Below are 25,638 nucleotides of genomic sequence, written 5' to 3'. Positions count from 1 at the left end.
GGCGGGCCGATGCTGCATTTTTTAGGCCAGGCCCAGGGCGGTGGCAACTTCGACCACGTCGAAGCCGACCTTGGTCGGTTCCACCGTGGTGCCGTCCGGGTTCTGCAGGGCCCAGTTCGGGTCCTTCAGGCCGTGGCCGGTGACGGTGATGACGATCTTCTTGCCCGTCGGCACGTTGCCGGCGCCGTGGTGCTTGATCAGCCCGGCAACCCCGGCGGCGGAACCAGGTTCCACGAACACGCCCTCGCGGGAGGAGAGCCAGCGGTGCGCGGCGAGGATTTCCTCGTCGGTCACCGAATCGATCTGTCCCCCGGATTCATCGCGCGCGGCCTCGGCCTGCTCCCAGCTGGCCGGGTTGCCGATGCGGATCGCGGTGGCGATGGTGTCCGGTTCGGTGACCGGGTGGCCCAGCACGATCGGCGCGGCGCCCGCGGCCTGGAAGCCCCACATGATCGGGGTCTTCGTGGAGACCGCCGGCAGCTTGCCGCCGGCCTGGGTGGTGTACTCGGCCGCGTACTCCTTGTAGCCCTTCCAGTAGGCGGTGATATTGCCCGCGTTCCCGACGGGAAGCACATGGTAGTCCGGGGCGTCGCCGAGGAAGTCGACGACCTCGAACGCGCCGGTCTTCTGGCCTTCGATGCGCGCCGGATTCACGGAGTTCACCAGGAACACCGGGTAGTTCTCGCTGAGCTTGCGGGCCACGTCCAGGCAGTTGTCGAAGTTGCCGTCGATCTGGATGATGTCCGCGCCGTGCGCGATCGCCTGGGACATCTTGCCCATGGAGATCTTGCCCTCCGGGACGAGCACCGCGCACTTCAGCCCGGCCTGCGTGGCGTAGGCCGCGGCGGAGGCGGAGGTGTTGCCGGTGGAGGCGCAGACCACGGCCTTGGCGCCGGCGGCCACCGCGGCGGTCATCGCCATGGTCATGCCGCGGTCCTTGAAGGAGCCGGTCGGGTTCATGCCCTCGACCTTGAGATAGACGCTCGATCCGGTCAATTCGCTCAGCGCCGGGGCGAAGACCAGCGGGGTCCCGCCTTCGCCGAGCGTGATGACCTGGGTGTTCTCATCGACCGGCAGCCGGTCGGCATATTCGCGGATGACTCCACGCCACTGATGCGCCACTTAGTTTCCTTCAACTCGCATTACGGATAGGACTGAATCCACCGCGTCCAGCGCGGTGAGCGCCGCCACGGTGGAGCTGAGCGCGGCCTCGGTGCCCTGGTGGGTGAGGATGCGCAGCTGGGCTGCCGCATCCGGGTGCGCCGCCTGCTGGTTCATGGATTCGATGGAGACCCCATGCTCGCCGAAGATCGCCGCGATGCGCGCGAGCACTCCGGGCTCGTCGGAGACGGTCAAGCCGATCCAGTAGCGCGTGGTGATCGCGGAGAAGTCCATCAGGCTCGCGGCGGCATCCGCGGAGCCATTGGGCAGCGGGGCCCCGGCGGCCAGCTGGCGGGTGACGGCGACTACGTCGCCCATCACGGCCGATGCGGTCGCGTTGCCGCCGGCTCCTGCGCCGTAGAACATCAGGTCCCCGGCGTTCTGCGCCTGGACGAACACCGCGTTGAACGCACCGTGCACGGTGGCCAGCGGGTGGTTGCGGTTGACCAGCGCCGGGTAGACGCGCACCGAAATGCCCTGCTCGGACTTCTCGGCGATGGCCAGCAGCTTGATCACGTAGCCGGCCGCGGCGGCGGCGGATACGTCGGCGGCGGTCACCTCGGTGATGCCCTCGGTGTGCACCTGGTCCGAGGAGACGGTGGTGTGGAAGGCCAGCGAGGCGAGGATCGCGGCCTTCGCGGCGGCATCGTGCCCGCCCACGTCGGCGGTCGGATCGGCCTCGGCATAACCCAGCGCCTGGGCTTCGGCGAGCACGTCGTCGAAGGCGGCGCCGGTGGTGTCCATCGCGTCGAGGATGAAGTTGGTGGTGCCGTTGACGATGCCCATCACCTTGGTGATGTGGTCCCCGGCCAGCGAATCGGCGATCGGGCGCAGGATCGGAATCGCCCCGGCCACCGCGGCCTCGTAGCGCAGCTGGGCGCCGGAGGCGGCGGCCAGCGCGTTCAATTCGGCGCCCCGGGCGGCGATCAGCGCCTTGTTCCCGGTGATCACGCTGGCCCCGCGGGCCAGCGCCCGGGAAATGTACTCCCCGGCCGGCTCCATGCCGCCGAGCAGCTCGATCACCACGTCGGCGCCGTCGATCAGCGCATTGGCATCGGTGGTGAACAATTGCTGGTCGAGCTGCACATCGCGCTTGGACTCCAGGTTGCGCACGGCAATCCCCGTCAGTTCCAAGCTCGCGCCGGAGCGGGCCGCCAGGGCGCCGCTGTCCTCGATCAGGATTCGTGCCACCTGGGCACCTACCGTGCCGCAACCCAGCAGGGCGACCTTCAGGCTTTTTTCACCGCTCACTTAAACTCCCATGTCACGGGCCAACAAATCGGATTCGGTTTCCCTGCGCACGATCAGACGGGCTTGGCCGTCGCGCACCGCAACCACCGCCGGACGGGTCAGGTAGTTGTAGTTGCTCGACAGCGCCCAGCAATAGGCGCCGGTGCCCGGAACCGCCAGCAAATCGGCGGCGGCTACGTCCTCGGGCAGGTAAACGTCATTCACGACTATGTCACCCGACTCGCAGTGTTTCCCAACTACGCGAGAAATAATCGCGTCGCTTTGCGTCACACGGTTGGCCAGCACGGCGCTGTAATCCGCGTCGTAGAGCACCGGCCGGGCATTGTCGCTCATCCCGCCGTCCACCGACACGTAGCGCCGCGGCGCGGTGCCCCCGGCCCCGTCCTCGACGAACACGTCCTTGCGCACGCCCACCTCGTAGAGGGTGAAGGTCGAGGGCCCGGCGATGGCGCGGCCCGGTTCGATGGACAGGCGCGGGCAGTCGATGCCCAGCTGCGCGCAGGTCGCGGCGACCACCTCGGCCATCTGCCCGGCGAGCTTCGCCGGGGTGGAGGGGTGGTCGGCCTCGGTGTAGGCGATGCCGTAGCCGCCGCCCAGATCCAGTTCGGGCAGCGTGACCCCGTGGCGTTCGCGCACCTCGGCGAGGATGCCGAGCATCGTGCGCGCGACGATGGCGAAGCCCTCGGCGTCGAAGATCTGCGAGCCGATATGCGCGTGCAGGCCGAGCAGGTTGATGCCCGGGGCCTCCAGGGCGCGGGCGATGGCCGCCAGCGCCGGGGAGGTGCCGGTGGGCCCGGGCTGGATGGACAGCCCGAACTTCTGGTCCTCGTGCGCGGTGGCGATGGCCTCATGGGTGGAGGCGTGCACCCCGGGGGTCAGGCGCAGCATCACCTGCGCCGTGATCCCCTCCGCGGCTGCGACCAAGATCACGCGTTCCAGCTCGTCCAGCGAGTCGATGACGATGCGTCCCACGCCCATGCGCAGGGCGCGGGCGATCTCCGGCACGGACTTGTTGTTCCCGTGCAGCGACAGCTTCGCCCCGGGCACGCCGGCGGCCTGGGCCACCGCGAGCTCGCCGCCGGAGCAGGTGTCCAGGCGCAATCCCTCGGCGGTGACCCAGCGGGCCACCTCGGTGCACAAGAACGCCTTGCCGGCGTAGTACACGTCCACCGCGCCGCACAGCTGCGCGAAGGCGGCATCGAAGGCGGTTTTGAACCCGCGGGCGCGGGCGCGGAAGTCGTTTTCGTCCAGCACGAACAGCGGGGTGCCGAATTCCCTGGCCAGTTCCGAGACCGCCACGCCCTGCACGGCCAGCTCGCCGTGGGCATCGCGGGAAACTCCGGAGGCCCACTGCACCTCGCGCAGCGCGTTGGGGTCGGCGGGGAAACTGAGCCAGGCCGGAGCCAGTGGTGAAGCGGTCATAAGAATTACATCCTCTCCGGGGCCGAAACGCCCAGCAGTCCGAGTCCGTTGGCCAGCACCTGGGTGGTGGCGTCGTTCAGCCATAACCGGGTGTGGTGCACTTCCTGCACCGGCTCGTCGCCCAGCGGGGTGACGCGGGTGGCCGCATACCAGGAGTGGTAGGCCCCGGCGACCTGCTCCAGGTAGCGGGCGATGCGATGCGGCTCGCGCGACTGCGCGGCCCCGGCGACCACCGAGGGGAATTGGCCGAGCACGGCCAGCAGTTCGTTCTCGCTCGGGTCGGTGAGCAGCGCCGCGTCGAAGCTCTCACGGGTGACGCCCTTGGCGACCGCGTTCGCCGAGGCGCCGAAGGAGCGCGCGTGGGCGTACTGCACGTAGAACACCGGGTTGTCGTTGGTGTTCTTCTTCAGCTGCTCCGGATCCAGCGCGATCGGCGAATCGGCCGGGTAGCGGGCCAGCGAGTAGCGCAGCGCGTCGGCGCCGATCCAGTTGATCAAATCGCGCAGCTCGATGATATTGCCCGCGCGCTTGGAGAGCTTGGCCCCGTTGACGGAAATCAGCTGGCCGATCAGCACCTCGATGTTTTTGTCCTTGTCGTCCCCGGCGCAGGCGGCGATGGCCTTCAGCCGGTTGACGTAGCCGTGGTGGTCGGCTCCGAGCAGGTAGATCTTCTCGCTGAAGCCGCGGTCCTTCTTGGACAGGTAGTAGGCGGCGTCGGCGGCGAAGTAGGTCGGTTCCCCGTTGGCGCGGATCAGCACCCGGTCCTTGTCGTCGCCGAAGTCGGTGGTGCGCAGCCAGACCGCGCCCTCCAGATCGAAGATGTGGCCCTGTTCGCGCAGCCGGGCGACGGCGTCCGCCACCGCACCGCCCTCATGCAGGGTGGATTCGGAGTAGAACACGTCGAAGTGCACGCCGAAGTCAGCCAGCGTGGACTTGATGTCCGCCAGCTGCGCGGTGTAGGCCAGTTCGCGCAGCTTGGGCAGCGCGGTGGCCTCGTCCTGCTCGGCAAGTTCCGGGGCGGCGGCCTGCACGATGTCGGCCAGTTCCTTGATGTACTCCCCCGGGTAGCCACCCTCGGGGACCGGCAGGCCATGCATGCGGTTGTACACCGAGCGGGCGAACACGTTCATCTGGTTGCCGGCGTCGTTGATGTAGTACTCGCTGGTCACCTCGGCGCCCGAGGCGCGCAGCACGCGGGCGATCGCGTCTCCCAGCGCCGCCCAGCGGGTGTGGCCGATATGCAGCGGGCCGGTGGGGTTGGCGGAGACGAATTCCATGTTGACCACGTGCCCGGCCAGCGCCTGGTTGTGCCCGAAGCCCGCCCCGGCCTCGACGATGGAGCGGGCCAGCTCGCCGGCGGCCGCCGCGTCCACGGTGATGTTCAGGAAGCCGGGTCCGGCGATCTCCACCGCGCCGACGCCCGGGACTTCGGAAAGCCGGCGCACCAGCATCTGCGCGAAGTCGCGCGGGGCCATGCCGGCCTTCTTGCCCAGTTGGAGCGCGATGTTGGTCGCCCAGTCGCCGTGCTCACGGCTTTTGGGTCGCTCGACGCGCACGGTGTCGGGTACCTCGACGGCGATTTCGCCGGCGGCTACGGCCTGCGTCAGGCATGCGGATATGGCAGCGGAGAGTTCTTCAGGAGTCACCGTTCAAGAATAGCGGTTTTTCGCAGGCATCTTGGGCATTGATGACTTTGCCCCCTGTGATGCTGCAGGCATCACCCGCGTTGGCGCGCCGCCGGGCCAATTGCGCAGATGGCGCTTTCACCTGATAGTATTTTTCCTGTTGCCCAGCAACATGCCTCTGTAGCTCAGTGGATAGAGCGTCTGCCTCCGGAGCAGAAGGCCGAAGGTTCGATTCCTTTCAGGGGCACCAGCAAAAAGGTTCCGCAGTCGCGGGGCCTTTTTCTTTTCCCCGCGCTCGCTCGATCGCTGCCCCGCCTCGGCAGGCTGGCGCTCAGGCGCTCAGCCGGGCATGGCGCTGCAGCCGGCGCATCCCTTCCGCGTCCGGACCCTGTGCCGGCCGCAGCGTTTGCGCTAGCGCTCCGCGCACCAGATGTTCATCGATCCCGACGCCGATGGCCACCAGCCCCGCAGCATCGCTTGAAGGATGCGCGGCCACATGGATATGGCGTCCGACCAGATTCACCGCCCAGGATTTCGCGCCGCGGGCCGTGGCCACCTGGACGATCCCCTTCAGCCGGTAGACCCCGGACGGCGGGCGCTCGAGCAGGTCCAGCAGCGCGCCGGCGGCGATGGGTGCGCCGGCGGTCACGCTCACCGAGGCGGCATGCTGGTGGGTGTGCGAGCCGTGTTCGGCCCGCATGAGCGCGCCGAGCGGCAGCTGGTCCTCGGGGTCTTCGGCCAGCGCCACGTCGAATACCAGCTCCGGGTCGATGGCCCCGCGCACCGCGTGCACCAGCGGCACGCGCGGATTGCGCAGGGCGATGCGCTCGGTGATGCGCTCAAGGACGTCGGCTTGGCCCGCGCCCGGGTGAGCTTCCTGCCCGAGCTGGTCGAGCTTGTTCAGCACCACCAGCGAGGCGGCCTCGAATCGCGCCGGCGGATCGGCATGGGTGTCCACCGTCTCGAAGTAGTTCGCCGCATCCACCACCTCGATCAGCCCGGCGGGGCGGATGTTCTTCGCCTGGCTGAAGCGGATCAGCCGGGCCAGGGACAGCGGCTCGGCCACCCCGCTGGCTTCGATGATGATCACGTCCAGCCGCAGCCGCGGTGCGGCGAGCCTGGCCAGGGCCTCATCCAGTCCCCCGGAGTCGTCCAGGCAGCACACGCAGCCGCCGGCGATGGATTGCGCGGCGTCCACCTGCCCGGTGATCAGCCCGGCGTCGACGTTGATGGTCCCGAAATCGTTGACCACCACCCCGATGCGCGCCCCCGGGGTGCGCAGCAGGTGGTTGAGCACGGTGGTTTTGCCGGCCCCCAAGTATCCGGTCAGCGCGATCACCGGAATCTGCCTGCGTGCCATCTATCCACCTGGACCTTTCATGCGGTGCTCGCCGGGGCTACGGAAGCCGCGAGCGGGAAACATCAACCGCTCCAACCCTAGTACGCCCCGCGCCGCCGCGTTGTCCGGTTAAAGCACCGATGGCCGCCGGCGAACCCTGAACTACAGGGAACACCGGTGGCCAGCGGAGGCAAAAGCCAAGAAAAAGCTACTGCAGCATCGTGCGATCGTCGAGCTGCGCGCCCTTGATCTTCTCGAATTCGCCCAGCAGGCCCTTGACCGTCATCTTGCTCTTCGCCTCCTGGTCCAGGTCCAGGATGATCTGCCCGTCATGCATCATGATCAGCCTGGTGCCCAGGGCCAGCGCCTGTTCCATATTGTGCGTGACCATCAGCGTGGTCAGCGCATGGCGCTGCACGATCTCGTTGGTCAGCCGCGAGACCAGGGCCGCGCGCTGCGGATCCAGCGCGGCGGTGTGCTCATCGAGCAGCAGGATCTTCGGCTTGGAGAAGGTGGCCATCAGCAGGCTGAGCGCCTGGCGCTGGCCGCCCGAGAGCAGCCCGACCTTCGTCTTCAAGCGCTTTTCCAGCCCCAGCTCCAGGGACTTGAGCTCCTCGACGAACAGCTTCCGGCGCTTGGCGCCCACCCCCATGCCCAAACCGCGGAAGCGGCCGCGGGCGTGCGCCAGGGCCATATTCTCCTCGATGGTCATCGTCGGCGCGGTGCCGGCCATCGGATCCTGGAAGACCCGGCCGATGTACCTGGCGCGGGTGTAGTCGGCCATCTTGGTGACGTTCTTGCCGTCGACGGTGACCGTCCCGGTATCCGGGAAGAGCTTGCCGGCGACCATGTTCAGCACCGTGGACTTGCCCGCTCCGTTGGACCCGATGACGGTGACGAATTCGCCGGGCCCGAGGTTCAGGTTGATATTGCGCAGCGCCTTGCGCTCGTTGACGGTTCCCGGGAAGAAGGTCCGTGAGAGGTTGGAAATTTCAAGCATTGCTGCGCACCTCTTCCTGGATCGGCGCGGCGTCCGAATCCTTGCGTTTGAAGGTTTTCACGATCTTCTGGAAGCCCTTCCATTTCGGCAGCAGCAGCGCCACCACCACGAGCACCGCGGAGATCAGCTTCATGTCGTTGACCTCCAGCCCGGCGACCAGTGCGAACTGGATGACCAGCCGGTAGATGACCGCGCCGAAGACGACGGCCAGCGCGGCAAGCCAGATGTAGCGCTGGGTGAAGATGGCCTGGCCGACGATCACCGAGGCCAGCCCGATCAGGATCACGCCGATGCCCATGCCGACATCGGCGAAGCCCTGGTACTGGGCGATCGCCGCGCCGGAGAGGGCGACAAAGCCGTTGGACAGGGCCAGGCCCAGGATCTTCTGGTTATCGGTGCTCACCCCGAAGGAGCGGATCATCTCGTGGTTATCGCCCGTGGCGCGCATCGCCATGCCCATTTCGGTGTGCAGGAACCAGACGATCGCGGCCACGAAGAGCAGTGCAACGGCGAAGAGGATCAGGACCGAGCCCGCGGAGCCGAGAATTCCCGCCGTGCGCAACGGGCTGATCAGCGTGTCCTCGCCGAGCAGCGGCGTATTCGCCTTGCCCATAATGCGCAGGTTGATCGAATAGAGGGCGATCATCGTCAGAATACCGGCGAGCAGGCCGTCGATCTTGCCCTTGGTATGCAGCAGGCCGGTGATCGCGCCGGCGACCATGCCGGCGAAGAAGGCGAGCAGCGTGGCAAGCCAGGGGTTTACCCCGTTCACGATGCCCACCGAGGCGACGGCGGCACCGGTGGTGAAGCTGCCGTCGACGGTGAGGTCCGGGAAATCCAGGATGCGGAACGTCAGATATACCCCGAGCGCCATCAGGGCGTAGATGAGCCCGAGTTCAACCGCTGTGATCATAATTGGATCCTTGAGTTGTGGGAAAGTTCTTGGTCACGAGGAAGGCGAGGCGTCTACGTGCTCGCCTCGCCTTCCTCGCAGGTGGGTGGTGCTTTGGCCCTAGTAGGTTTCGACCGCCTCGGACTTCAGTTCCGCGGAGAACTCGATGCCGATCTTCTTCGCGGCGGTTTCGTTCAGGTACAGCTCCACCTCGGTGAGGGTTTCCACCGGCATGGTGGCCGGTTCCGCCTCGCCCTTGAGCAGCTTGTCCGCCATCATCGCGGTCTGCTCGCCGAGCTTCTCGTAGTTGATGCCGTAGGTGGCGGTGGCGCCACGCTTTACGGAGTCACCATCGGCGGCGATCACCGGGACCTTCTTGCCCTGCGCGGTCTGCAGCAGGCCTTCCAGCGCGGAGACTACCGCGTTGTCGGTGGGCACGTAGTAGGCGTCGACGTCCAGCGAGTTGGCCGCCTGCTGCACCTCGGAAGGCGCGGAGATGGCGGACTTCTCGATGGTCAGGCCGAGCTCGCCGGCGGCTTCCTCGGCCCACTGGACCTGGATGGCGGAGTTCGCCTCGCCCGAGGAGTAGACGATGCCGACCTTCTTCGCATCCGGGGAGAGCGTCTTGAGCAGTTCCAGCTGCTCCTTGACCGGGTTCTTGTCCGAGGTGCCGGTGACGTTGGCGCCTGGAGCCTCGTTGGAGGCCACCAGCTTCGCGTCCACCGGATCGGTAACCGCGGAGAAGAGCACCGGAATGCTGGTGATCGACTGGGCCGCGGCCTGCGCCGACGGGGTGGCGATCGCCAGCACCAGGTCGATGTCGCTGTCGGCCGCGAGCTTGCCGGCGATCGAGGCGTTGGTGGCCTGGTCGCCCTGCGCGTTGTTGTCGTCGTAGGAAATCTTGTCGCCGGTGTAGCCGGCGTCTTCCATGCCCTGCTTGAAGCCCTTGGTGACGGCGTCAAGGGATGGGTGCGAGACATACTGGAAAATGCCGATCTTGACCGGGCCCTCGGCGGCGGCTCCGCCGTCGCCGGAACCCTCGCTGCCGGTGTCCGAGCCGCAGGCGGTGAGCGCCAAGGCGCCGGTGGCAGCCACTGCGGCTAGTTTCAAAGCTGTGAATCGCTTCATGGTGATCCTTTCAACATGTTCCCTGTGCGAGTGATGTCCCCGTGCGCGTTGGCCCGGTAGCCAGCTCATCGGCGAAGACAAGCGAACCGGGAACTGCCCGAACCACGTGCAGGTGATTACCCACGATCTTACATGTGAAAGACCTCACTTCGCCGATGAACCCGGTGATGCCAAAGACGTTTGCCCCTTGATTCGGCCAATGCCGGACACAACTGGGCATTTGGCGTGCTCTCGGGCGCGAATCCGTATTCGGGCCAGCGAGGCTGCCGGCATTTCGGTGGACGGATTTAAAAATTGACTTCGCCGCACTGTGACGCAGATCAAGAGTTTTTGCCGGCGCGCGGCCTGTTTTGCGCCCCCGCGGGCGCGCTGAGTCGCGGTGACTGCCGGCAGCCGCCTGGCCGGAATAGAATGGGCACATCATGGCCCTCACCATTTCTTATCCCGAAGCCCTTCCCGTTTCTGCCCGCCGCGCCGACATCCTCGATGCGGTGCGCCAGAACCAGGTGGTGATCATCGCCGGCGAAACGGGGTCCGGCAAGACCACCCAGCTGCCCAAGATGCTGCTCGAGCTCGGGTTGGCCAAGCACGGCATGATCGGGCACACCCAGCCGCGCCGACTGGCCGCGCGCACCGTGGCCGAGCGCATCGCCGAGGAGCTGGGCACGAGCATCGGCGACGAGGTGGGCTTCCATGTGCGCTTCACCGGGGAGGTTTCGCGCCAAACGAAGCTGAAGGTGATGACCGACGGCATCCTGCTCGCCGAGATCCAGCGCGACCGGCTGCTGAAGAAGTACTCGGCGATCATCATCGACGAGGCGCACGAGCGCAGCCTGAACATCGACTTCCTGCTCGGCTACCTCAAGCAGATCATGGTCCAGCGCCCGGAGCTGAAGATCATCATCACCTCCGCGACCATCGACCCCGAACGCTTCGCCGCGCACTTCGGCACCCTCGATGCTGCAGGTGCGCTGGTGCCCGCGCCGATCCTCGAGGTCTCCGGGCGCACCTTCCCCGTGGAAATCCGCTACCGGCCGCTGGAGGCCGGCGGCGAAGAGCCGGACGAGGCGGATGCGAACGCACTGGAAGATGACCGCGACCCGCTGGATGCGGTGACCGACGCGGTGCGCGAACTGTCCGCCGAGGAGCCGGGAGACATCCTGATCTTCTTCTCCGGGGAGCGCGAGATCCGCGACGCCGCCGACGCCTTGCGCGCCATGGTGGCCGGCAACAAGCGGCTGCCGCGCTACGAGGTGCTGCCGCTGTTCGCCCGGCTCTCGCTGGCCGAACAGCACCGGGTCTTCCACCCGGGGTCCGCGCCGCGGCTGATCCTGGCCACCAACGTGGCCGAAACCTCGCTGACCGTGCCGGGCATCAAGTACGTGATCGACACCGGCACCGCACGCATCTCGCGCTATTCGCACCGCACCAAGGTCCAGCGCCTGCCCATCGAGCGGGTCTCGCAGGCCAGCGCGAATCAGCGTTCGGGCCGCTGCGGGCGCGTCTCGGAGGGCATCGCGATCCGGCTGTACTCCGAAGAGGACTACGCCGCGCGCCCGGAATTCACCGACCCCGAGATCCTGCGCACCTCGCTGGCCAGCGTGATCCTGCAGATGATCTCCATGGGCGTAGTGGCCACCGCCGCCGACGTGGCCGACTTCGGCTTTGTGCAGCCGCCGGACGCGCGGGCGATCTCCGACGGGGTGAATCTGCTGCGCGAACTGGGCGCACTGGGCGAAGACAAGCGCGCGCAGGTCACGCAGATCGGCCGCAAGCTGGCCCAACTGCCGCTGGACGTGCGCCTGGGCCGGATGATCCTGGAGTCCGCGGAGCGCGGGGTGGCGAAGGAGCTGATGGTGCTCGCCGCCGCGCTGAGCATCCAGGATCCGCGCGAGCGGCCCAGCGAGGACACCGGGCAGCGCGAACGCGCCGCCGAACTGCATAAGCGCTTCGCCGATGAGAAGTCCGACTTCATCGGGCTGCTGAACTTGTGGGCCTACCTGCAGGAACAGCAGAAGGAGCTGTCCTCCTCGGCCTTCCGCCGGCTGTGCAAGGCCGAGCACATCAACTACCTGCGGGTGCGCGAATGGCAGGACCTGTTCACCCAGCTGCGCCAGCTGTCCAAGTCGCTGGACATCACCGTCGCCGCGGCCCCGGTGGACCCGGCGGCCAACGAGGATCAGGTCCACAAGTCGCTGCTGTCCGGGCTGCTGGGGCATATCGGGCTCTATGACGAGCGCAAACGCGACTACCAGGGTGCGCGCGGCGGGCGCTTCTCGATTTTCCCCGGCTCCGCGCTGTTCAAGAAGTCCCCGACCTGGGTGATGGCCGCCGAGCTGGTGGAGACCTCCCGGCTCTGGGCGCGCACCGCGGCGGTCATCGACCCCGCCTGGGTGGAGGAGCTCGCCCCGAATCTGCTCAAGCGCAGCTACTCCGAGCCGCACTGGTCCAAGAAAATGGGCTCGGTGATGGGCTACGAGAAGGTCACGCTCTTCGGGCTGCCGATCGTGCTCAAGCGCCGCATGCACTACTGGCGGGTGGATAAGCCGCTGGCCCGCGAACTGTTCATCCGGCATGCGCTGGTGGAGGGCGACTGGCGCACCCACCATAAGTTCTTCGCGCGCAACCGGGCGGTGCTCGCCGAGGTGGAGGAGCTCGAAACCCGGATGCGCCGCCACGATCTGCGCATCTCCGACGAGGACCTGTTCGACTTCTACGATGCCCGGCTGGGCGAAGAGGTGGTCTCCGAGCGGCACTTCGACCGCTGGTTCAAGCGCGCGGCGGCCAAGGATCCGGGCCTGCTGGACTTCGATCCGGCCGCGGTGCTCGCCGGCGACGCACAGCAGCTCGATGAGACCGCGTTCCCGCGCACCTGGTCCCACGGGTCCATCGCGCTGCCGCTGAGCTACGAGTACAACCCGGCCGCCGCCGACGCCGAAGGGGACGGGGTGAGCCTGCAGGTGCCGGTGGTGTTCCTCAACCAGCTCGATCCGGCGCGCTTCGCCTGGCTGATCCCGGGGCTGCGCCACGAGCTGCTCACCGCGCTGATCCGCTCCATGCCCAAGGCGATCCGCAAGAACTTCGTGCCCGCCCCGGATGTGGCAGGCCAGGCGCTGGCCATGCTCGACGCGGATTTTGATCCCGGCACCGATGACCTGGCCGTTTCCCTGGCGCTGGTGCTGCGCCGGCTGCGCGGCATCGTGGTGGACCCGGCGATCTTCGACTTCTCCGCGCTGCCCGCGCACCTGCGCTTCGGCTTCGAGGTGGTGGACGCCGCCGGAAAGCTGCTGGGGCACGGCGATGACCTCTCCGCCCTGCAGTACAAGCTGGCCGCGGCGAACCGGGCCGCGCTGTCCAGCCAGGTCAACTCCCCCGCCACCGTGCGCGCCGCGGCCCCGGCGCAGGCCAAGGGCGCGAAGGGATCCAAGGGCACCCCGCCGGCCAAGGCTCCGAAGTCGGCGCCTGGCTCCGGGCAGTGGGACCAGCGCGGGCTGACCGGCTGGCCGAAGCTGCACACGGCCGGGAACGCGCTGCCGGCCCAGGTCACCACCACGGTGATGGGCCAGGAGATCACCGCCTATCCGGGGCTGCACGACGCCGGCAAGGATGCGGCGCTGAGCGTCTACCGCACCGCGGCCGAACGCGATGCCGCGCACCGGGCCGGGATCATCCGCCTGCTGATGCTGCGCCTGCCCCCGGCGGCGAAGTTCGTCATCGGGCACCTGAGCAATGCCGAGCGTCTGGCCTTCAGCCAGAACCCGCACGGGTCGATCGACGAGCTGATCGCCGACTGCACCATGGCCGCGGTGGACAAGCTGGTGCCCGAGGCGCTACCGATGGATGAGGCGGGCTACGAGAAGCTCTTCGAAACCGTGCGCGCCGAGCAGATCGACACGGTCTTCTCGATCACCTCGGTGATCTCCCAGGTGTTCGGCGCCGCGACCCGGGTGGCGAATGCGCTGAAGTCCACCAAGTCGCTGGCGATGTACGCCGCGGTCAGCGACATCCGCTCGCAGCTGGAGCAGCTGATCTACCCCGGGTTCATCGCCGCCACCGGGGCCGCGCACCTGATGCGCCTGCCGCGCTACCTGGCGGGCATCGAATCGCGGTTGGTGAAGCTCAATTCCGGGGCGGTCACCCGCGACGGGCAGTCGCTGACGGTGATCCAGAAGCTGGAGGACGACTACGACGGCGCGCTGGGCCGGGTGCCGGAGGGCGCGCGCACCCCGGCCGGGCTGCGCGAGGTGAAGTGGATGCTCGAGGAGATGCGCATCTCGCTGTTCGCCCAGGAGCTGGGCACCGCCTATTCGGTCAGCGAGAAGCGCATCCGCAAGGCCATCAAGGACGGGCTCGCGGCGCTCTAGCCGCGGGGCCCGCCGGCGGCGATCACCTGCACCGGGTCCTCGTAGACGATGCGGCCCGGATCGGCAGTTTCCAGCCGTTCCCAACGGATCTGGTGCGCATCGAGCAGCAGCAGGTAGGGCTCCACGCGCGCCAGCAGGTGCACGGCGCCGTGCTTGAACCAGGCGGCCGCGCCCGGGTTGAGCACCCGGTCGTAGACCTGCGGGTCGCTGAGGCACGGATTCGGGTAGGCCGCGTTGTACCAGTCGTTTCCGGCCCGCCAGCGCGCGTGCTCGGCCGGGCTCAGCTCCCCCTGCGCGCCCAGCTTGTTGACCAGCGCGAAAATGCCGGGGTGCACCCCGCGTTGATTGGGCGCCAGCGACTGGTAGCGGATGAACCGCGCAGGCTCAATCGGCGGGCACAAATTCGCTGTGCCCGTCTTCGCGCAGGGCCGCGCGCAGCTTGGCCGCGCTCGCGTCCATGCGTGCCGCCTCCGGGTTCAGCATCGCGTTGGACAGGTCGAAATCGGCCAGCGAGTTCGTCGGCCAGACATGCACGTGCAGGTGCGGGACCTCAAAACCGGCGATCATCAGCCCGGCGCGCTGCGCGTTGAAGGCGCGTTTCTGGGCGCGGCCGATCTTCGCGGCCACCAGGTTCAGGTGGCTGAGCAGCGCCTCGTCGGCGTCGGTGAATTCGTCGATCTCCGCGCGCGGGACCACCAGGGTGTGCCCGTCGGTCAGCGGCCCGATGGACAGGAACGCGACGCAGCTCTCATCGGACCAGATGAAGCGTCCGGGGATCTCGCCGTCGATAATTTTGGTGAAGAGCGTGCTCATGGCGGCCTTTCTCGGCTCGGTTAGTGGCGGTGTTGTTCATCGCTCGTGGCGATCGGAGACTGCGGGTAGGAGCAGTATTGCGACCAGCTGCCCGGGTAGAGGGCGGCCGTGCGGCCCGCGTGCTCGGCGGCGAGCACCTGGTGGGCGGCGGTGATCCCGGAGCCGCAATAGGCCGCCAGCGGAAGGTGCTCCGGCGCGATTTTGGCGAAGGCCGCCGCGAGCCGCTCGGCGGAAAAGAATTTGGCCTGCGCGTCGAGGTTGTCGGTGGTCGGCCGGTTGCGCGCCCCGGGGATATGCCCGGCTACCGGGTCGATCGGCTCCTGGATGCCCAGGTAGCGGGCGGTGGCGCGCGAGTCGATGAGCGTGCCGGAGTAGCTGGCCAGCTCCTGGTATTCGAGCACCGGCATCCCGCCCCAGCTCAGCGCCACCTCCGACGGCTCCCTGGTTTCGATCCCGGTGGCCAGGTGGCCGCCGCGTTCCTTCCAAGCATCCAGTCCCCCGTCGAGCACGGCCACGTTCTCAAAGCCGGCGTGGCGCAGCAGCCACCAGGCGCGGGCGGCGGCCAGCGCCCCGGAATCATCGTAGGCGACAACGAAGGAATCCGCTCCGATCCCCCAGCGGCGCGCGGCGGCCTCGAAGTCGGCCGGTTCGGGCAGCGGGTGGCGGCCGGTATGCGCTCCGGTCGCCCCCGAAAGCTCGGTTTCCATCTCGACGAACACCGCGCCGGGGATATGCCCGGCGGCGTAGTGCTCCTGCCCGTCCTTGCGGCCGAGCACCCAGCGCACATCGAGCAGCACCAGGCTTTCATCGGCTAGCTTGGCGGCGAGTTCCGCGGCGCTGATCAGCGTGTTCATTCTCTCTCTCCCGCCGGTGTTCCGGAATTCTGCCCGCTGCCTTCGGCCAGCTCGTCGAGCAGGTAGGTGGTGCCCGCCTCCAGCCGGCGCAGCAGGCTGCCGTTGGCTTCGGCGCGGGCGCCGAGCATGGTGTCGAAGAGGTTCAGTCCGCGTTCGTTGAGCAGCCCGTCGTGGATCGGCACCCAGACCGGCGCGTTCAGCGCGGTGGCGAAGTCCATGGTCTGCCCGATCCTCGCCCACGGGGCCATCAGCGGCAGCAGCAGTACCTGCGGGCGGATGCCGATCGGCACCTGGTAGCTGTCTCCCGGGTGGAAGAGCTGTTCGTCGCCCAGCAGGTAGCCGACGTTGGCCACCAGCTCGATCGAGCCGTGGATGGTGGCGTGGGTTCCGCCGAAGGTGCGCACCCGGATGCCGCCGACCACGAAGTCCTCCCCCGGCGCCACGGTGATGATCTGCGCCCGCTTGGGCGCCGGCAGCTGCTCGCGCAGGATCCGGGCCAGCGCATCGGGGGCATACCCGCGCAGCAGCGAGCTGTCCTGCACCGCGGCGAGGATCTGGCGCTGGTCCGCATGGTCGGGGTGCTGGTGGGTGAGCAGCACGGCGCTGATGCCGGCGAAGGCCCCCTCCAGCTGCGAAAAGCTGCCCGGATCCAGCAGCAGCGAACCGTCGATGGTGGTGGCTTCCAAGCAGGAATGCCCGCGTAATGTGATGCGCATAGCTTCAGCCTAGGCCGACGGCGCGCCCTCGGCCAGCCACTGACACGCACTCGGCCGAAAAGTTGGCTAAAATTGGGTGGAACGGGGCCGAACGCGTTTCGCCCGAAACAGCTTTTCAGAAGGAATGGTGCAAGTCGATGGTGCAGCCAGAAACCCGCGTGACCAAGCAGCGGCTCGCGGTGGCCGAGGCCTTGGGCGAGGTCGATGATTTTGCGACCGCCCAGGAACTGCACCGCTGGCTGGTGGATACGCAGAAGAAGGTCTCGCTGGCCACCGTCTACCGGCTCTTGCAGTCCATGGCCGACGACGGGCTGGTGGACGTGCTGCGCAGCGGCGACGGCGAGGCGCGCTTCCGCCAGTGCCTCACCGAGGTGCACCACCACCACCTGGTCTGCCGGGTGTGCTCGAAGACCGTGGAGGTGCTCGCCCCGGCGGTGGAGCGCTGGGCCGCGCGCGTCGCGCAGGAAAACGGCTTCACCGACCCGGAGCACACCGTGGAAATCTACGGGCTCTGCGAAGAGTGCCGCCGCAAGGCCAGCTGAACGGCTCCATCGAACCCCAAAGGCGAAGGCCGCCCGCCATTTACGGTGGGCGGCCTTTGCGCTGCGCCGAGCGGGCCGGTGGCCCGCTCGGCTAGACCAGGTGCTTGCGCGGGGAGCGCAGCGCCTCGATCCCCCGGCAGACCAGGTAGATCACGAAGGATATGGTGGTCACATAGGGGCTGATCGGCAGCGAGCCGGCCAGCGCCAGCAGGATCCCGCCGAGCACCGAAATTTCGGCGAAGAGAATCGCCAGGAACACCGTGAGCCCGGGGTTGGAGCTGATCCGCAGGGCCGCGGCGGCCGGGGTGATCAGCAGCGCCAGCACCAGCAGCGCGCCGACCACCTGGATGGCGACGGCCACCGCCAGGGCGAGGATCACCATGAAGATTATCGACAGCCCGCCGGTGCGCACCCCGCGGGCGTTGGCCAGCACCGGGTCCACCGAGGCGAAGGTCAGCGGCCGCCAGACGACCAGCAGCGCGAGCACCACCACCGCGCAAAGGGCCAGCATGCCGGAAAGCTGCACATCGTCCACCGCGACGATCTGCCCGGTGAGCAGGCCGAACTTATTCGCGCTGCGCCCCTCGTAGAGCGAGAGGAACAGGATCCCGAGCCCCAGGCCGAAGGGCATCAGCACCCCGGTGATGGAGTTGCGGTCCTTGGCCCGGGTGCCCAGCACGCCGAGCACCAGCGCCGCGACCAGCGAGCCGAACACCGAGCCGGTGACCACATCCACGCCGATGAGCAGCGCAAAGGCCGCCCCGGCGAAGGAGAGTTCGGCGATGCCGTGCACCGCGAAGGCCATATCGCGCATCATGATGAAGATGCCGATCAGCCCGCCGACGATGCCCAGCGCCGCCCCGGCGATCAGCGAGTTGGTCACCAGCGGCAGCAGCTGCGCGTAGTCATCAAAATTCAGCGTGCGCTCCAGGAAGTCTGCGAAATTCATCGCGCGCCTACCTTCCGGTCTCTAGTGCGTGGTCTTCGGGGTGCTCATGCCCGTCCGGCGGCAGCTGCCGGTTCCCGTCGCCGCTGAGCACCACGATCCGCCCGTTGACGCGCAACACCTGCACCGGGGCGCCGTAGAGCGCGCTCAGCACCTCGGAACGCATCACTTCGTCGACGCTGCCCAGGTGGAATTTGCCCTCGGCCAGGTAGAGCACCCGGTCCACATAGGGCAGGATCGGGTTGATCTCGTGGGTGACGAAGATGACCGCGGCCCCGTGCTGCACGGCCTGGCGGTGGATCACCTCGCTGATCGCCTGCTGGTGGTGCAGGTCCAGGGAGAGCAGCGGCTCGTCGCAGAGCAGCACCCGCGGATCCCCCGCGAGCGCTTGCGCGGCGCGCAGCCGCTGCTGTTCGCCGCCGGAAAGATCGGAGACCGGGCGGTGCGCGTAGTCCTGCGCGCCGACCAATTCGAGCAGTTCGTCCACCTTCGCGTGAACCTTTCGGCGGGCCAGCCGGATGCCGGGGCGGTTGCCGTCCACGCCCAGGGCCACCAGGTCGCGGGCGCGCAGGGGCACGTTGTCGCCGAAGGGGCGTTGCTGCGGGATCAGGCCCACCAGCTCCGAGCCGCGGCGCACCGGGTCCCCGGCGATGGACACGGTACCGGCATTCAGGGCCGTGGTGCCGAGCATGGTGTTGATGAAGCTGGTTTTGCCCGAGCCGTTGGGCCCGAGCACCGCCAAGAACTCCCCGGGCTGCACTTGCAAGTCCAGCCCCTCCCACAGCACCCGGGACCCGAAGGCCAGGCGTGCGGCGTCGAAGGTGACAATCGGGGATGTGCTCATGAACCGGCTTTCGCGCTTAAAGAAGACTGCGGCACCGCTGAAGCGGTGCCGCAGTCAATCCTACCAGTTGCGACTGGTTCGCATTACGCGTTTGGCTGTGAGACTAATTGCCGTTCGCCTTGCTCGGTGGAGCGTGGCGCTTCTGCGTCGAGTCGCTGATCTCGCCGACCAGCACCTCGATGATGTCCTCCAGGAACAGCACGCCGATGGTGTGCCCCGCCTCGTCGACCACGGCCGAGAGGTGGTTGCCCTCCTGGCGCATGCTCTCCAGCGCCTCCTCGATTTCCGCGTCCTGCTTGACCACGCCCAGCGGGTGCAGCGGCAGGTCGCGCAGCGGCGCGGTGGAGTGCGCGTCGTCGATCAGCATCACGTCCTTGACATGCCAGTAGCCCACCGGCACCTCGTCGCGGGTGATCAGCATGCGCGAGTAGCCGGTCTTGCCGACCTTCTTCTCGAATTCGCGCGCGGTGGTCTGCCCCCACTCCAGGGTGAACAGGTCATCGACCTGAACCATGCAGGAGGCGGCCGTGACGGTGGAGAATTCCAGCGCCTTGGTCAGCCGCAGCGCATGCTCGTTGCGCAGCGTGCCCTCCTGGGAGGAGGTGTCGATGATCGAGCGGACCTCCGCTGCGGTGTAGGAACTGGTCACCTCGTCCTGCGGCTCGACGCCGAAGAGCTTCAGGAACAGGTTCGCCGCGCCGTTGAGCATCGAGATGATCGGCTTGAGCACCTTGGCCACGCCCACCAGCGGCATGGCCAGCACCAGCACCGCCTTGTCGGCGACGGAGACCGAGATGTTCTTCGGCACCATTTCGCCGAAGGTCACGTGCAGGAAGGTCACCAGCACCAGCGCGATGAGGAAGGCGGCGGTGTCCGCGATCTGCTCCGGCATGCCCAGCGCCGTCATCGGCACCTCCAGCAGGTGGTGCAGCGCCGGTTCGGAGATGTTCAGGATCAGCAGCGAGCAGACGGTGATGCCCAGCTGGCAGACCGCGAGCATGATGGAGACGTGCTCCATCGCATACAGCGCGATCTTCGCCCGCTTGTTTCCCTCGTCGGCCAGCGGCTCGATCTGCGAGCGGCGCGCGGACATCACCGCAAATTCGCCGGCGACGAAAAATGCATTGACCGCCAGCAGCACGACCAGCCAGGCCAGCCCGATGAAATCACTCATTGGACTCCTCCTTGGTGTGCGTGGCAGGTTCGAAGCGCACCTGGGCGATCCGGCGGCCATCGAGCTCGGTCACCGTGAAAATTCCCGCCTCGGTTTGCACCGCATCGTTCAGTTCGGCCAAACGCCCCAGCTCGGAGAGCATGAACCCGCCGATGGTGTCGTAGGCCGAATCGTCGGCGATGATATCGCTCGCGAAGTGTTCGTTGACCTGGTCCGGGCGGTACATGCCGGGGAACAGCCACTTGCCGTCCGGCTGGGTGACCGCCTCTTCCTCGTCCTCGTCGTGCTCATCGGAGACCTCTCCGACGATCTCTTCGACCAGGTCTTCCAGGGTGACCAGCCCGGCGGTTCCGCCGTACTCGTCCATCACGATGGCCACCTGGAATTCCGCGGCGCGCAGCTGCTCGAGCAGCACGTCTAGGTGGATGGTTTCCGGCACGTAGAGCGCATCGCGCGCAAATTCGCCGACCTGCAGCGCCGCGCGGCGTTCGCGCGGCACCGAGACCACGGCCTTGACATGGCAGATGCCCTGGATGTCATCGCTCGATCCCTCGGTGACCGGGAACCGGGAGAACCCGGTGTCCGCGCTCATCAGGATCAGTTCGGATAGTGCCGCCTCGGACTCGATGGTGGACATCGAGGTGCGCGGGGTCATCACATCGGCCGCGGTGCGTTCGGAGAATTCGATGGTCGATTCCACGAAGCGCGCGGTTTGGATGTCCAGCGTGCCGAGTTCCGCCGAACGGCGCACCAGCGAGGCGAGCTCCTGGGCGCTGCGGGCGGCCGAAATTTCTTCCTTGGCCTCCAGCCCGAAGAATTTGCGCAGCACCGAGTTCGAAAAGCCGTTGAGCAGCACAATGGCGGGCTTGAAGATGGCGGTGAAGATCAGCTGCGGGCGGGCCAGCGCCTTGCCCACGGCCATGGCCTTCGCGATGGCCAGGTTCTTGGGCACCAGCTCGCCGATCAGCATCGAGAGCAGCGTGGCGATCACCATGGAGATGACCACCGAGATGGCCTTGGAGCTGGCTCCCACCACGCCGATGTTCTCGAGCACCGGTGCCAGGAGCTTGCTCATCGCCGGTTCGAGCACATAGCCGGTGAGCAAGGTGGTCAGGGTGATGCCCAGCTGGCAGCTGGAAAGCTGGGTGGACAGCGAGGTCAGGCACTGCAACAGCGCCTTGGAACCGCGTTCGCCGCGATCGATGGCCTGTTGAACGGTGCTCTTGTCGAGGGCAACGAGGGAGAATTCCACGGCCACGAAGAAGCCTGTGCCCAGAATCAGCAGCAGGCCGAAAAGTATGTAGATCCATTCCATGGGCGGCTAACCACGCCCCCGGGGTGAATGGGTTAAATTGCGTCTATGTTGCCGTAAGCGGCAACTAGAAGGCTCCAATTGGGAGGCGGAGCCTTCCGGACGATGGCAAAGGTGGCCGGCACTGCGCCCGCGGGCGGCGGTCCGGCTAGGAGAATGAGATTCCATAGTGCGATTCATTCTATCCAATGAACCCGCTTCGCGCACAATAGCCACGCACGCACGACCAGCGGTACGGGAAACAAGCTAAATGGGCAGTGTTAAGCGCCACTTTCGTGAGATTCCCGACGACTCGTGGCAAATCCCTTGGAAAAGTCACTAGACTGGGGCGCAGGTCTAGAAATCTTGTGAGTATCGGTGGCCATTATTCACGTCCTCGGGCTACCACCGGCTCAAGCTAGAACAACGTAGAAATCAGGGAAGAGGCGTTGCACGTGCCAGAGCAAGCACACCACCGACTTACTGAAGAGTTTGGTGGAAACGAGTGGCTAGTAGACGAGCTGTACCAGCAGTATCTCGTCGATAAGAACTCGGTCGATAAGAAATGGTGGGACATTTTCGAGTCCCTCACCACCGAAAACAACGCACCGGCAGCACCGGCAGCATCCGCGGCCAAGGCCGCGCCGAGCGCGCCGCCGGCGGCGGCAGCGGCGGCGAAACCTGCTCCTGTAGCCAACGGCCAGGGCGCACCACGCGCCGCGGCCGAGGCGCGCAGCACCGAATCGGCTCCCGCGCCGGCCGCGGCCAAAGCCGAACCAGCAGCAAAGGAAGCAGCGCCGAAGACTGCTCCGATTCCGGCCCAGGCTCCGAAGGCAACGCCTTCCACCGGGCTGTACGGCGAGGAGAAGCGCACCCCGTTGCGCGGGCCAATGAAGGCCATCGCAACCAATATGGATGCTTCCCTCACCGTGCCGACCGCCACCACCGTGCGCGCGGTTCCGGCCAAGGTGATGATCGATAACCGCATCGTCATCAACAACCACCTCAAGCGCGCCCGCGGCGGCAAGATCTCCTTCACCCACCTGATCGGCTTCGCCGTGATTCGCGCGCTGAAGCAGATCCCGTCGATGAACGTCACCTACGATGTGATCGACAAGAAGCCGACCGCCGTCCAGCCGGCCCACGTGAACTTCGGCATCGCCATCGACATGCCAAAGCCGGACGGCTCGCGCATGCTCGCGGTCCCGAATATCAAGGTCGCCGAGACCCTGAGCTTCAACGAGTTCTGGGCCACCTACGAGGACCTGATCAAGCGGGCCCGCAACAACAAGCTGACCGCCGACGATTACTCCGGCACCACCGTGTCGCTGACCAACCCCGGTGGCATCGGCACCGTGCACTCGGTGCCGCGCCTGTCCAAGGGCCAGGCAGCGATCATCGGTGTCGGCGCGCTGGAATACCCGGCCGAGTACCGCGGATCATCCGAGAAGACCGTCGCGTCCCTGGGCATCGGCAAGCACATCACGCTGACTTCCACCTATGACCACCGCGTCATCCAGGGTGCCGGTTCGGGCGAATTCCTGAAGCTGGTCGAGGCGCTGCTGCTCGGCGAGCAGGGCTTCTATGATGAGATCTTCGAGCAGCTGCGCATCCCTTACGAGCCGGTGCGCTGGGCCATCGACAACCAGGTCGACGTCGACCTGGCGGTCAACAAGGTCGCGCGCATCCAGCACCTGATCAACTCCTACCGCGTGCGCGGCCACCTGATGGCCGACACCAACCCGCTGGAATACGTCCAGCGCAAGCACCCGGACCTGGACATCCAGACCTATGGGCTGACCCTGTGGGATCTGGATCGCGAATGGGTTGCCGGCGGGCTGGGCGGCAAGAACCGCGCGCTGCTACGCGACGTGCTGGGCATCCTGCGCGACGCCTACTGCCGCACCACCGGCACCGAGTACATGCACCTGCAGAACCCGGAAGAGCGCGAGTGGTTCCAGGCGAAGCTGGAGTCCGGCTACGCGAAGCCGACCCGCGACGAGCAGCTGCGCATCCTGAGCAAGCTGAACGCCGCCGAGGCCTTCGAAACCTTCTTGCAGACCAAGTTCGTCGGCCAGAAGCGCTTCTCCCTGGAGGGCGGTGAGTCGCTGATTCCATTGCTCGACGCGATCATCTCCGACGCCGCCGACGAGCAGCTGGACGAGGTGGCCATCGGCATGGCGCACCGCGGCCGGCTGAACGTGCTGACAAACATCGCCGGCAAGACCTACGCACAGGTCTTCCGCGAATTCGAAGGCACCGCAACCCCGGGCTCCGTCCAGGGTTCGGGCGACGTGAAGTACCACCTGGGTACCGAGGGCTCCTACACCTCGGACGCCGGCAACGCCACCAAGGTCTACCTGGCGGCCAACCCGTCGCACCTGGAAGCCGTGGATCCGGTGCTCGAGGGCATCACCCGCGCGAAGCTGGACCGCATGGGCTCGAAGAACAACGTGCTGCCGATCCTGGTGCACGGCGATGCGGCCTTCGCCGGCCAGGGCGTCGTCTCCGAGGTGCTCGCGATGAGCCAGCTGCCCGGCTACAAGACCGGCGGCACCGTGCACGTGATCGTGAACAACCAGATCGGCTTCACCACCGCTCCGAGTTCTTCGCGCTCTTCGGTGTACGCCACCGACGTGGCACGCACCGTGCAGGCACCGATCTTCCACGTCAACGGGGATGACCCGGAGGCAGTGGTGCACGTGGGCCAGATGGCCTTCGAGTACCGCCAGAAGTTCGGCAAGGACGTGGTCATCGACCTCATCTGCTACCGCCGCCGCGGCCATAACGAGGGCGACGACCCCTCGATGACCCAGCCGATCATGTACAACCTGATCGAGGCGAAGCGCTCCACCCGCAAGCTGTACACCGAGGCCCTCGTCGGCCGCGGGGACATCACCGCGGAAGAAGCCGAGAACGTGCTGGCCGAATACAAGGAGAACCTGGAGCGCATCTTCTCCGAGACGCATGCCGCCCAGACCTCCCCGATCCCGATCATCACCCCGGGTTCGACCATCAACGACCTGGAGAAGCCTTTCGCGCAGGCCGCCGACGAGAACACCGTCGACGGCGCCCGCGGATCGGCGATCAGCGAGCAGACGCTGGCGAAGATCGGCGCGGCCCACCTGGCGGTGCCCGAAGACTTCACCATGCACACCAAGCTCAAGGCATTGCTCGAACGCCGCGAGAAGATGTCCCGCGAAGGCGGCATCGACTGGGGCTTCGCCGAGCTGGCGGCCCTCGGCTCGCTGTCCATGGAAGGCGTGCCGGTTCGCCTGGCAGGCCAGGACTCGCGCCGCGGCACCTTCGTGCAGCGCCACTCGGTCTTCCACGACCGCGAGAACGACAACGAGTGGTACCCGCTGCACCACCTGAGCGAAGGCCAGGCACCGCTGTGGATCTACGACTCGCTGCTTTCGGAATACGCGGCCCTCGGCTTCGAATACGGCTACTCGGTGGAGCGCCCGGATGCGCTGGTGATGTGGGAAGCGCAGTTCGGTGACTTCGTCAACGGCGCGCAGACCGTGATCGACGAGTTCATCTCCTCGGCCGAGCAGAAGTGGTCGCAGTCCACCTCCCTGGTGATGCTGCTGCCGCACGGCTACGAAGGCCAGGGGCCGGACCACTCCTCGGCGCGCATCGAACGCTTCTTGCAGATGTGCGCGGAGAACAACATGGTGGTCGCCCAGCCTTCGAACGGTGCCAACCACTTCCACCTGCTGCGCCGCCAGGCCTACGCCCGGCCACGCAAGCCGCTGATCGTCTTCACCCCGAAGCAGCTGCTTCGCTTGAAGGCCGCGGCCACTTCGGTGGAGGAGTTCACCACCGGCGGCTTCCAGGAGGTCATCGGCGACAAGTCGATCGCCAACGCGGATGCCGTGGAGAAGGTGCTGCTGGTTTCCGGTCGCCTGTACTACGATCTGCTCGCCGCGCGCACCAAGGCGCAGGACGAGAAGGTCGCGATCGTCCGCGTCGAGCAGCTCTACCCGGCTCCGGCCGAGCAGATCGCTGCCGAGCTGGCCAAGTACCCGAACGCCACGGTTTCGTGGGTTCAGGACGAACCAGCCAACCAGGGCCCATGGCCGTTCTTCGGCCTGTACGTCGCCCCGGAGCTGGAGAAGAAGGTCACCCTGGTCTCGCGTCCGGCCTCGGCCGCGACCTCTGCCGGTACCGCCAAGCGTCACGACGCCGAAGCCGCGGTGCTGCTGAAGCAGGCCTTCGCCCGCTAGCCGACACGCTCGGTTGAACGGCGCACAGCCGGCGAACCCGACCCCGT

At 67.1% G+C, this 25,638-nt stretch carries 19 protein-coding genes and 1 tRNA gene; 4 read left to right on the top strand and 16 right to left on the bottom strand.

Annotated elements, in window-relative coordinates:
* Positions 1–21: 21 nt before the first annotated feature.
* From thrC to argS, 4 genes are read right to left on the bottom strand one after another with little or no spacing between them, the layout of a single operon-like run.
* Positions 22–1,122, bottom strand: a complete 1,101-nt coding sequence (gene thrC, locus CQ019_RS16030) for a threonine synthase (protein ID WP_105570114.1) — start codon at positions 1,120–1,122, stop codon at positions 22–24.
* A complete protein-coding gene (locus tag CQ019_RS16025) occupies positions 1,123–2,412 on the bottom strand; it encodes a homoserine dehydrogenase (RefSeq protein WP_105570113.1) in 1,290 nt (429 codons plus the stop codon).
* Positions 2,413–3,834 (bottom strand): diaminopimelate decarboxylase, encoded by a 1,422-nt coding sequence (gene lysA / locus CQ019_RS16020; protein ID WP_105554276.1) that lies wholly within the window; start codon positions 3,832–3,834, stop codon positions 2,413–2,415.
* 5 nt (positions 3,835–3,839) lie between these two features.
* Positions 3,840–5,480 carry an arginine--tRNA ligase gene (gene argS, locus CQ019_RS16015; protein ID WP_105554277.1) on the bottom strand — a complete coding sequence of 547 codons (1,641 nt, stop codon included), beginning with the start codon at positions 5,478–5,480 and terminating at the stop codon, positions 3,840–3,842.
* 153 nt (positions 5,481–5,633) lie between these two features.
* Here argS and CQ019_RS16010 point away from each other — a divergent pair.
* Positions 5,634–5,709 (top strand) — tRNA-Arg (locus CQ019_RS16010).
* Positions 5,710–5,790: 81 nt separating this feature from the next.
* Here CQ019_RS16010 and CQ019_RS16005 read toward each other — a convergent pair.
* The 4 genes from CQ019_RS16005 to CQ019_RS15990 form a co-directional block, all read right to left on the bottom strand.
* Positions 5,791–6,819 (bottom strand): GTP-binding protein, encoded by a 1,029-nt coding sequence (locus CQ019_RS16005; protein WP_105570112.1) that lies wholly within the window; start codon positions 6,817–6,819, stop codon positions 5,791–5,793.
* Positions 6,820–7,006: 187 nt separating this feature from the next.
* The gene (locus CQ019_RS16000; RefSeq protein WP_105554279.1) at positions 7,007–7,798 is read right to left on the bottom strand and encodes an ABC transporter ATP-binding protein; all 792 of its coding nucleotides are present in this window, start codon (positions 7,796–7,798) and stop codon (positions 7,007–7,009) included.
* Positions 7,791–8,711 carry an ABC transporter permease gene (locus CQ019_RS15995; protein WP_105570111.1) on the bottom strand — a complete coding sequence of 307 codons (921 nt, stop codon included), beginning with the start codon at positions 8,709–8,711 and terminating at the stop codon, positions 7,791–7,793. The genes CQ019_RS16000 and CQ019_RS15995 overlap by 8 nt, the downstream gene beginning before the upstream one ends.
* 99 nt (positions 8,712–8,810) lie before the next feature.
* A complete protein-coding gene (locus CQ019_RS15990) occupies positions 8,811–9,818 on the bottom strand; it encodes an ABC transporter substrate-binding protein (protein ID WP_105554281.1) in 1,008 nt (335 codons plus the stop codon).
* Between the two features lie 422 nt (positions 9,819–10,240).
* Here CQ019_RS15990 and hrpA point away from each other — a divergent pair, with 422 nt between their 5' ends.
* On the top strand, positions 10,241–14,182 hold the full coding sequence (gene hrpA, locus CQ019_RS15985) for an ATP-dependent RNA helicase HrpA (RefSeq protein WP_105570110.1): 3,942 nt from the start codon (positions 10,241–10,243) through the stop codon (positions 14,180–14,182).
* Here the strand turns inward: hrpA and CQ019_RS15980 are convergent.
* The 4 genes from CQ019_RS15980 to CQ019_RS15965 are packed head-to-tail and all read right to left on the bottom strand — an operon-like array spanning position 14,179 to position 16,565.
* Entirely contained in the window at positions 14,179–14,517 is a 339-nt protein-coding gene (locus CQ019_RS15980) for a hypothetical protein (RefSeq protein ID WP_258134043.1), read from the bottom strand. The genes hrpA and CQ019_RS15980 overlap by 4 nt on opposite strands.
* Positions 14,518–14,566: 49 nt before the next feature.
* Entirely contained in the window at positions 14,567–14,995 is a 429-nt protein-coding gene (locus tag CQ019_RS15975) for an HIT family protein (RefSeq protein WP_105554283.1), read from the bottom strand.
* A 20-nt stretch (positions 14,996–15,015) separates the two neighbouring features.
* On the bottom strand, positions 15,016–15,849 hold the full coding sequence (locus CQ019_RS15970) for a sulfurtransferase (protein ID WP_105554284.1): 834 nt from the start codon (positions 15,847–15,849) through the stop codon (positions 15,016–15,018).
* Complete coding sequence (locus tag CQ019_RS15965; protein ID WP_105570109.1) at positions 15,846–16,565, bottom strand: MBL fold metallo-hydrolase; 720 nt, start codon at positions 16,563–16,565, stop codon at positions 15,846–15,848. The genes CQ019_RS15970 and CQ019_RS15965 overlap by 4 nt, the downstream gene beginning before the upstream one ends.
* Before the next feature lie 137 nt (positions 16,566–16,702).
* Here CQ019_RS15965 and CQ019_RS15960 point away from each other — a divergent pair, with 137 nt between their 5' ends.
* A complete protein-coding gene (locus CQ019_RS15960) occupies positions 16,703–17,107 on the top strand; it encodes a Fur family transcriptional regulator (RefSeq protein ID WP_096283935.1) in 405 nt (134 codons plus the stop codon).
* A gap of 91 nt (positions 17,108–17,198) precedes the next feature.
* On the opposite strand, the gene CQ019_RS15955 is transcribed toward CQ019_RS15960, so the two are convergent.
* The 4 genes from CQ019_RS15955 to CQ019_RS15940 form a co-directional block, all read right to left on the bottom strand.
* On the bottom strand, positions 17,199–18,056 hold the full coding sequence (locus tag CQ019_RS15955; RefSeq protein ID WP_105554286.1) for a metal ABC transporter permease: 858 nt from the start codon (positions 18,054–18,056) through the stop codon (positions 17,199–17,201).
* 7 nt (positions 18,057–18,063) lie between these two features.
* Positions 18,064–18,897: a metal ABC transporter ATP-binding protein gene (locus tag CQ019_RS15950; protein ID WP_105554287.1), complete on the bottom strand. Its 834-nt coding sequence runs from the start codon at positions 18,895–18,897 to the stop codon at positions 18,064–18,066.
* 103 nt (positions 18,898–19,000) lie between these two features.
* Positions 19,001–20,071 (bottom strand): hemolysin family protein, encoded by a 1,071-nt coding sequence (locus CQ019_RS15945; RefSeq protein ID WP_096283941.1) that lies wholly within the window; start codon positions 20,069–20,071, stop codon positions 19,001–19,003.
* The gene (locus tag CQ019_RS15940) at positions 20,064–21,386 is read right to left on the bottom strand and encodes a hemolysin family protein (protein ID WP_105554289.1); all 1,323 of its coding nucleotides are present in this window, start codon (positions 21,384–21,386) and stop codon (positions 20,064–20,066) included. The genes CQ019_RS15945 and CQ019_RS15940 overlap by 8 nt, the downstream gene beginning before the upstream one ends.
* Positions 21,387–21,817: 431 nt before the next feature.
* Between CQ019_RS15940 and CQ019_RS15935 the strand changes: the two genes are divergently transcribed.
* On the top strand, positions 21,818–25,591 hold the full coding sequence (locus CQ019_RS15935; RefSeq protein ID WP_105570134.1) for a multifunctional oxoglutarate decarboxylase/oxoglutarate dehydrogenase thiamine pyrophosphate-binding subunit/dihydrolipoyllysine-residue succinyltransferase subunit: 3,774 nt from the start codon (positions 21,818–21,820) through the stop codon (positions 25,589–25,591).
* Positions 25,592–25,638: the final 47 nt, after the last annotated feature.

Source organism: Arthrobacter sp. MYb229, assembly GCF_002975405.1.
GTDB lineage: Bacteria > Actinomycetota > Actinomycetes > Actinomycetales > Micrococcaceae > Glutamicibacter.
This window is presented reverse-complemented; position numbering and strand designations above follow the sequence as displayed.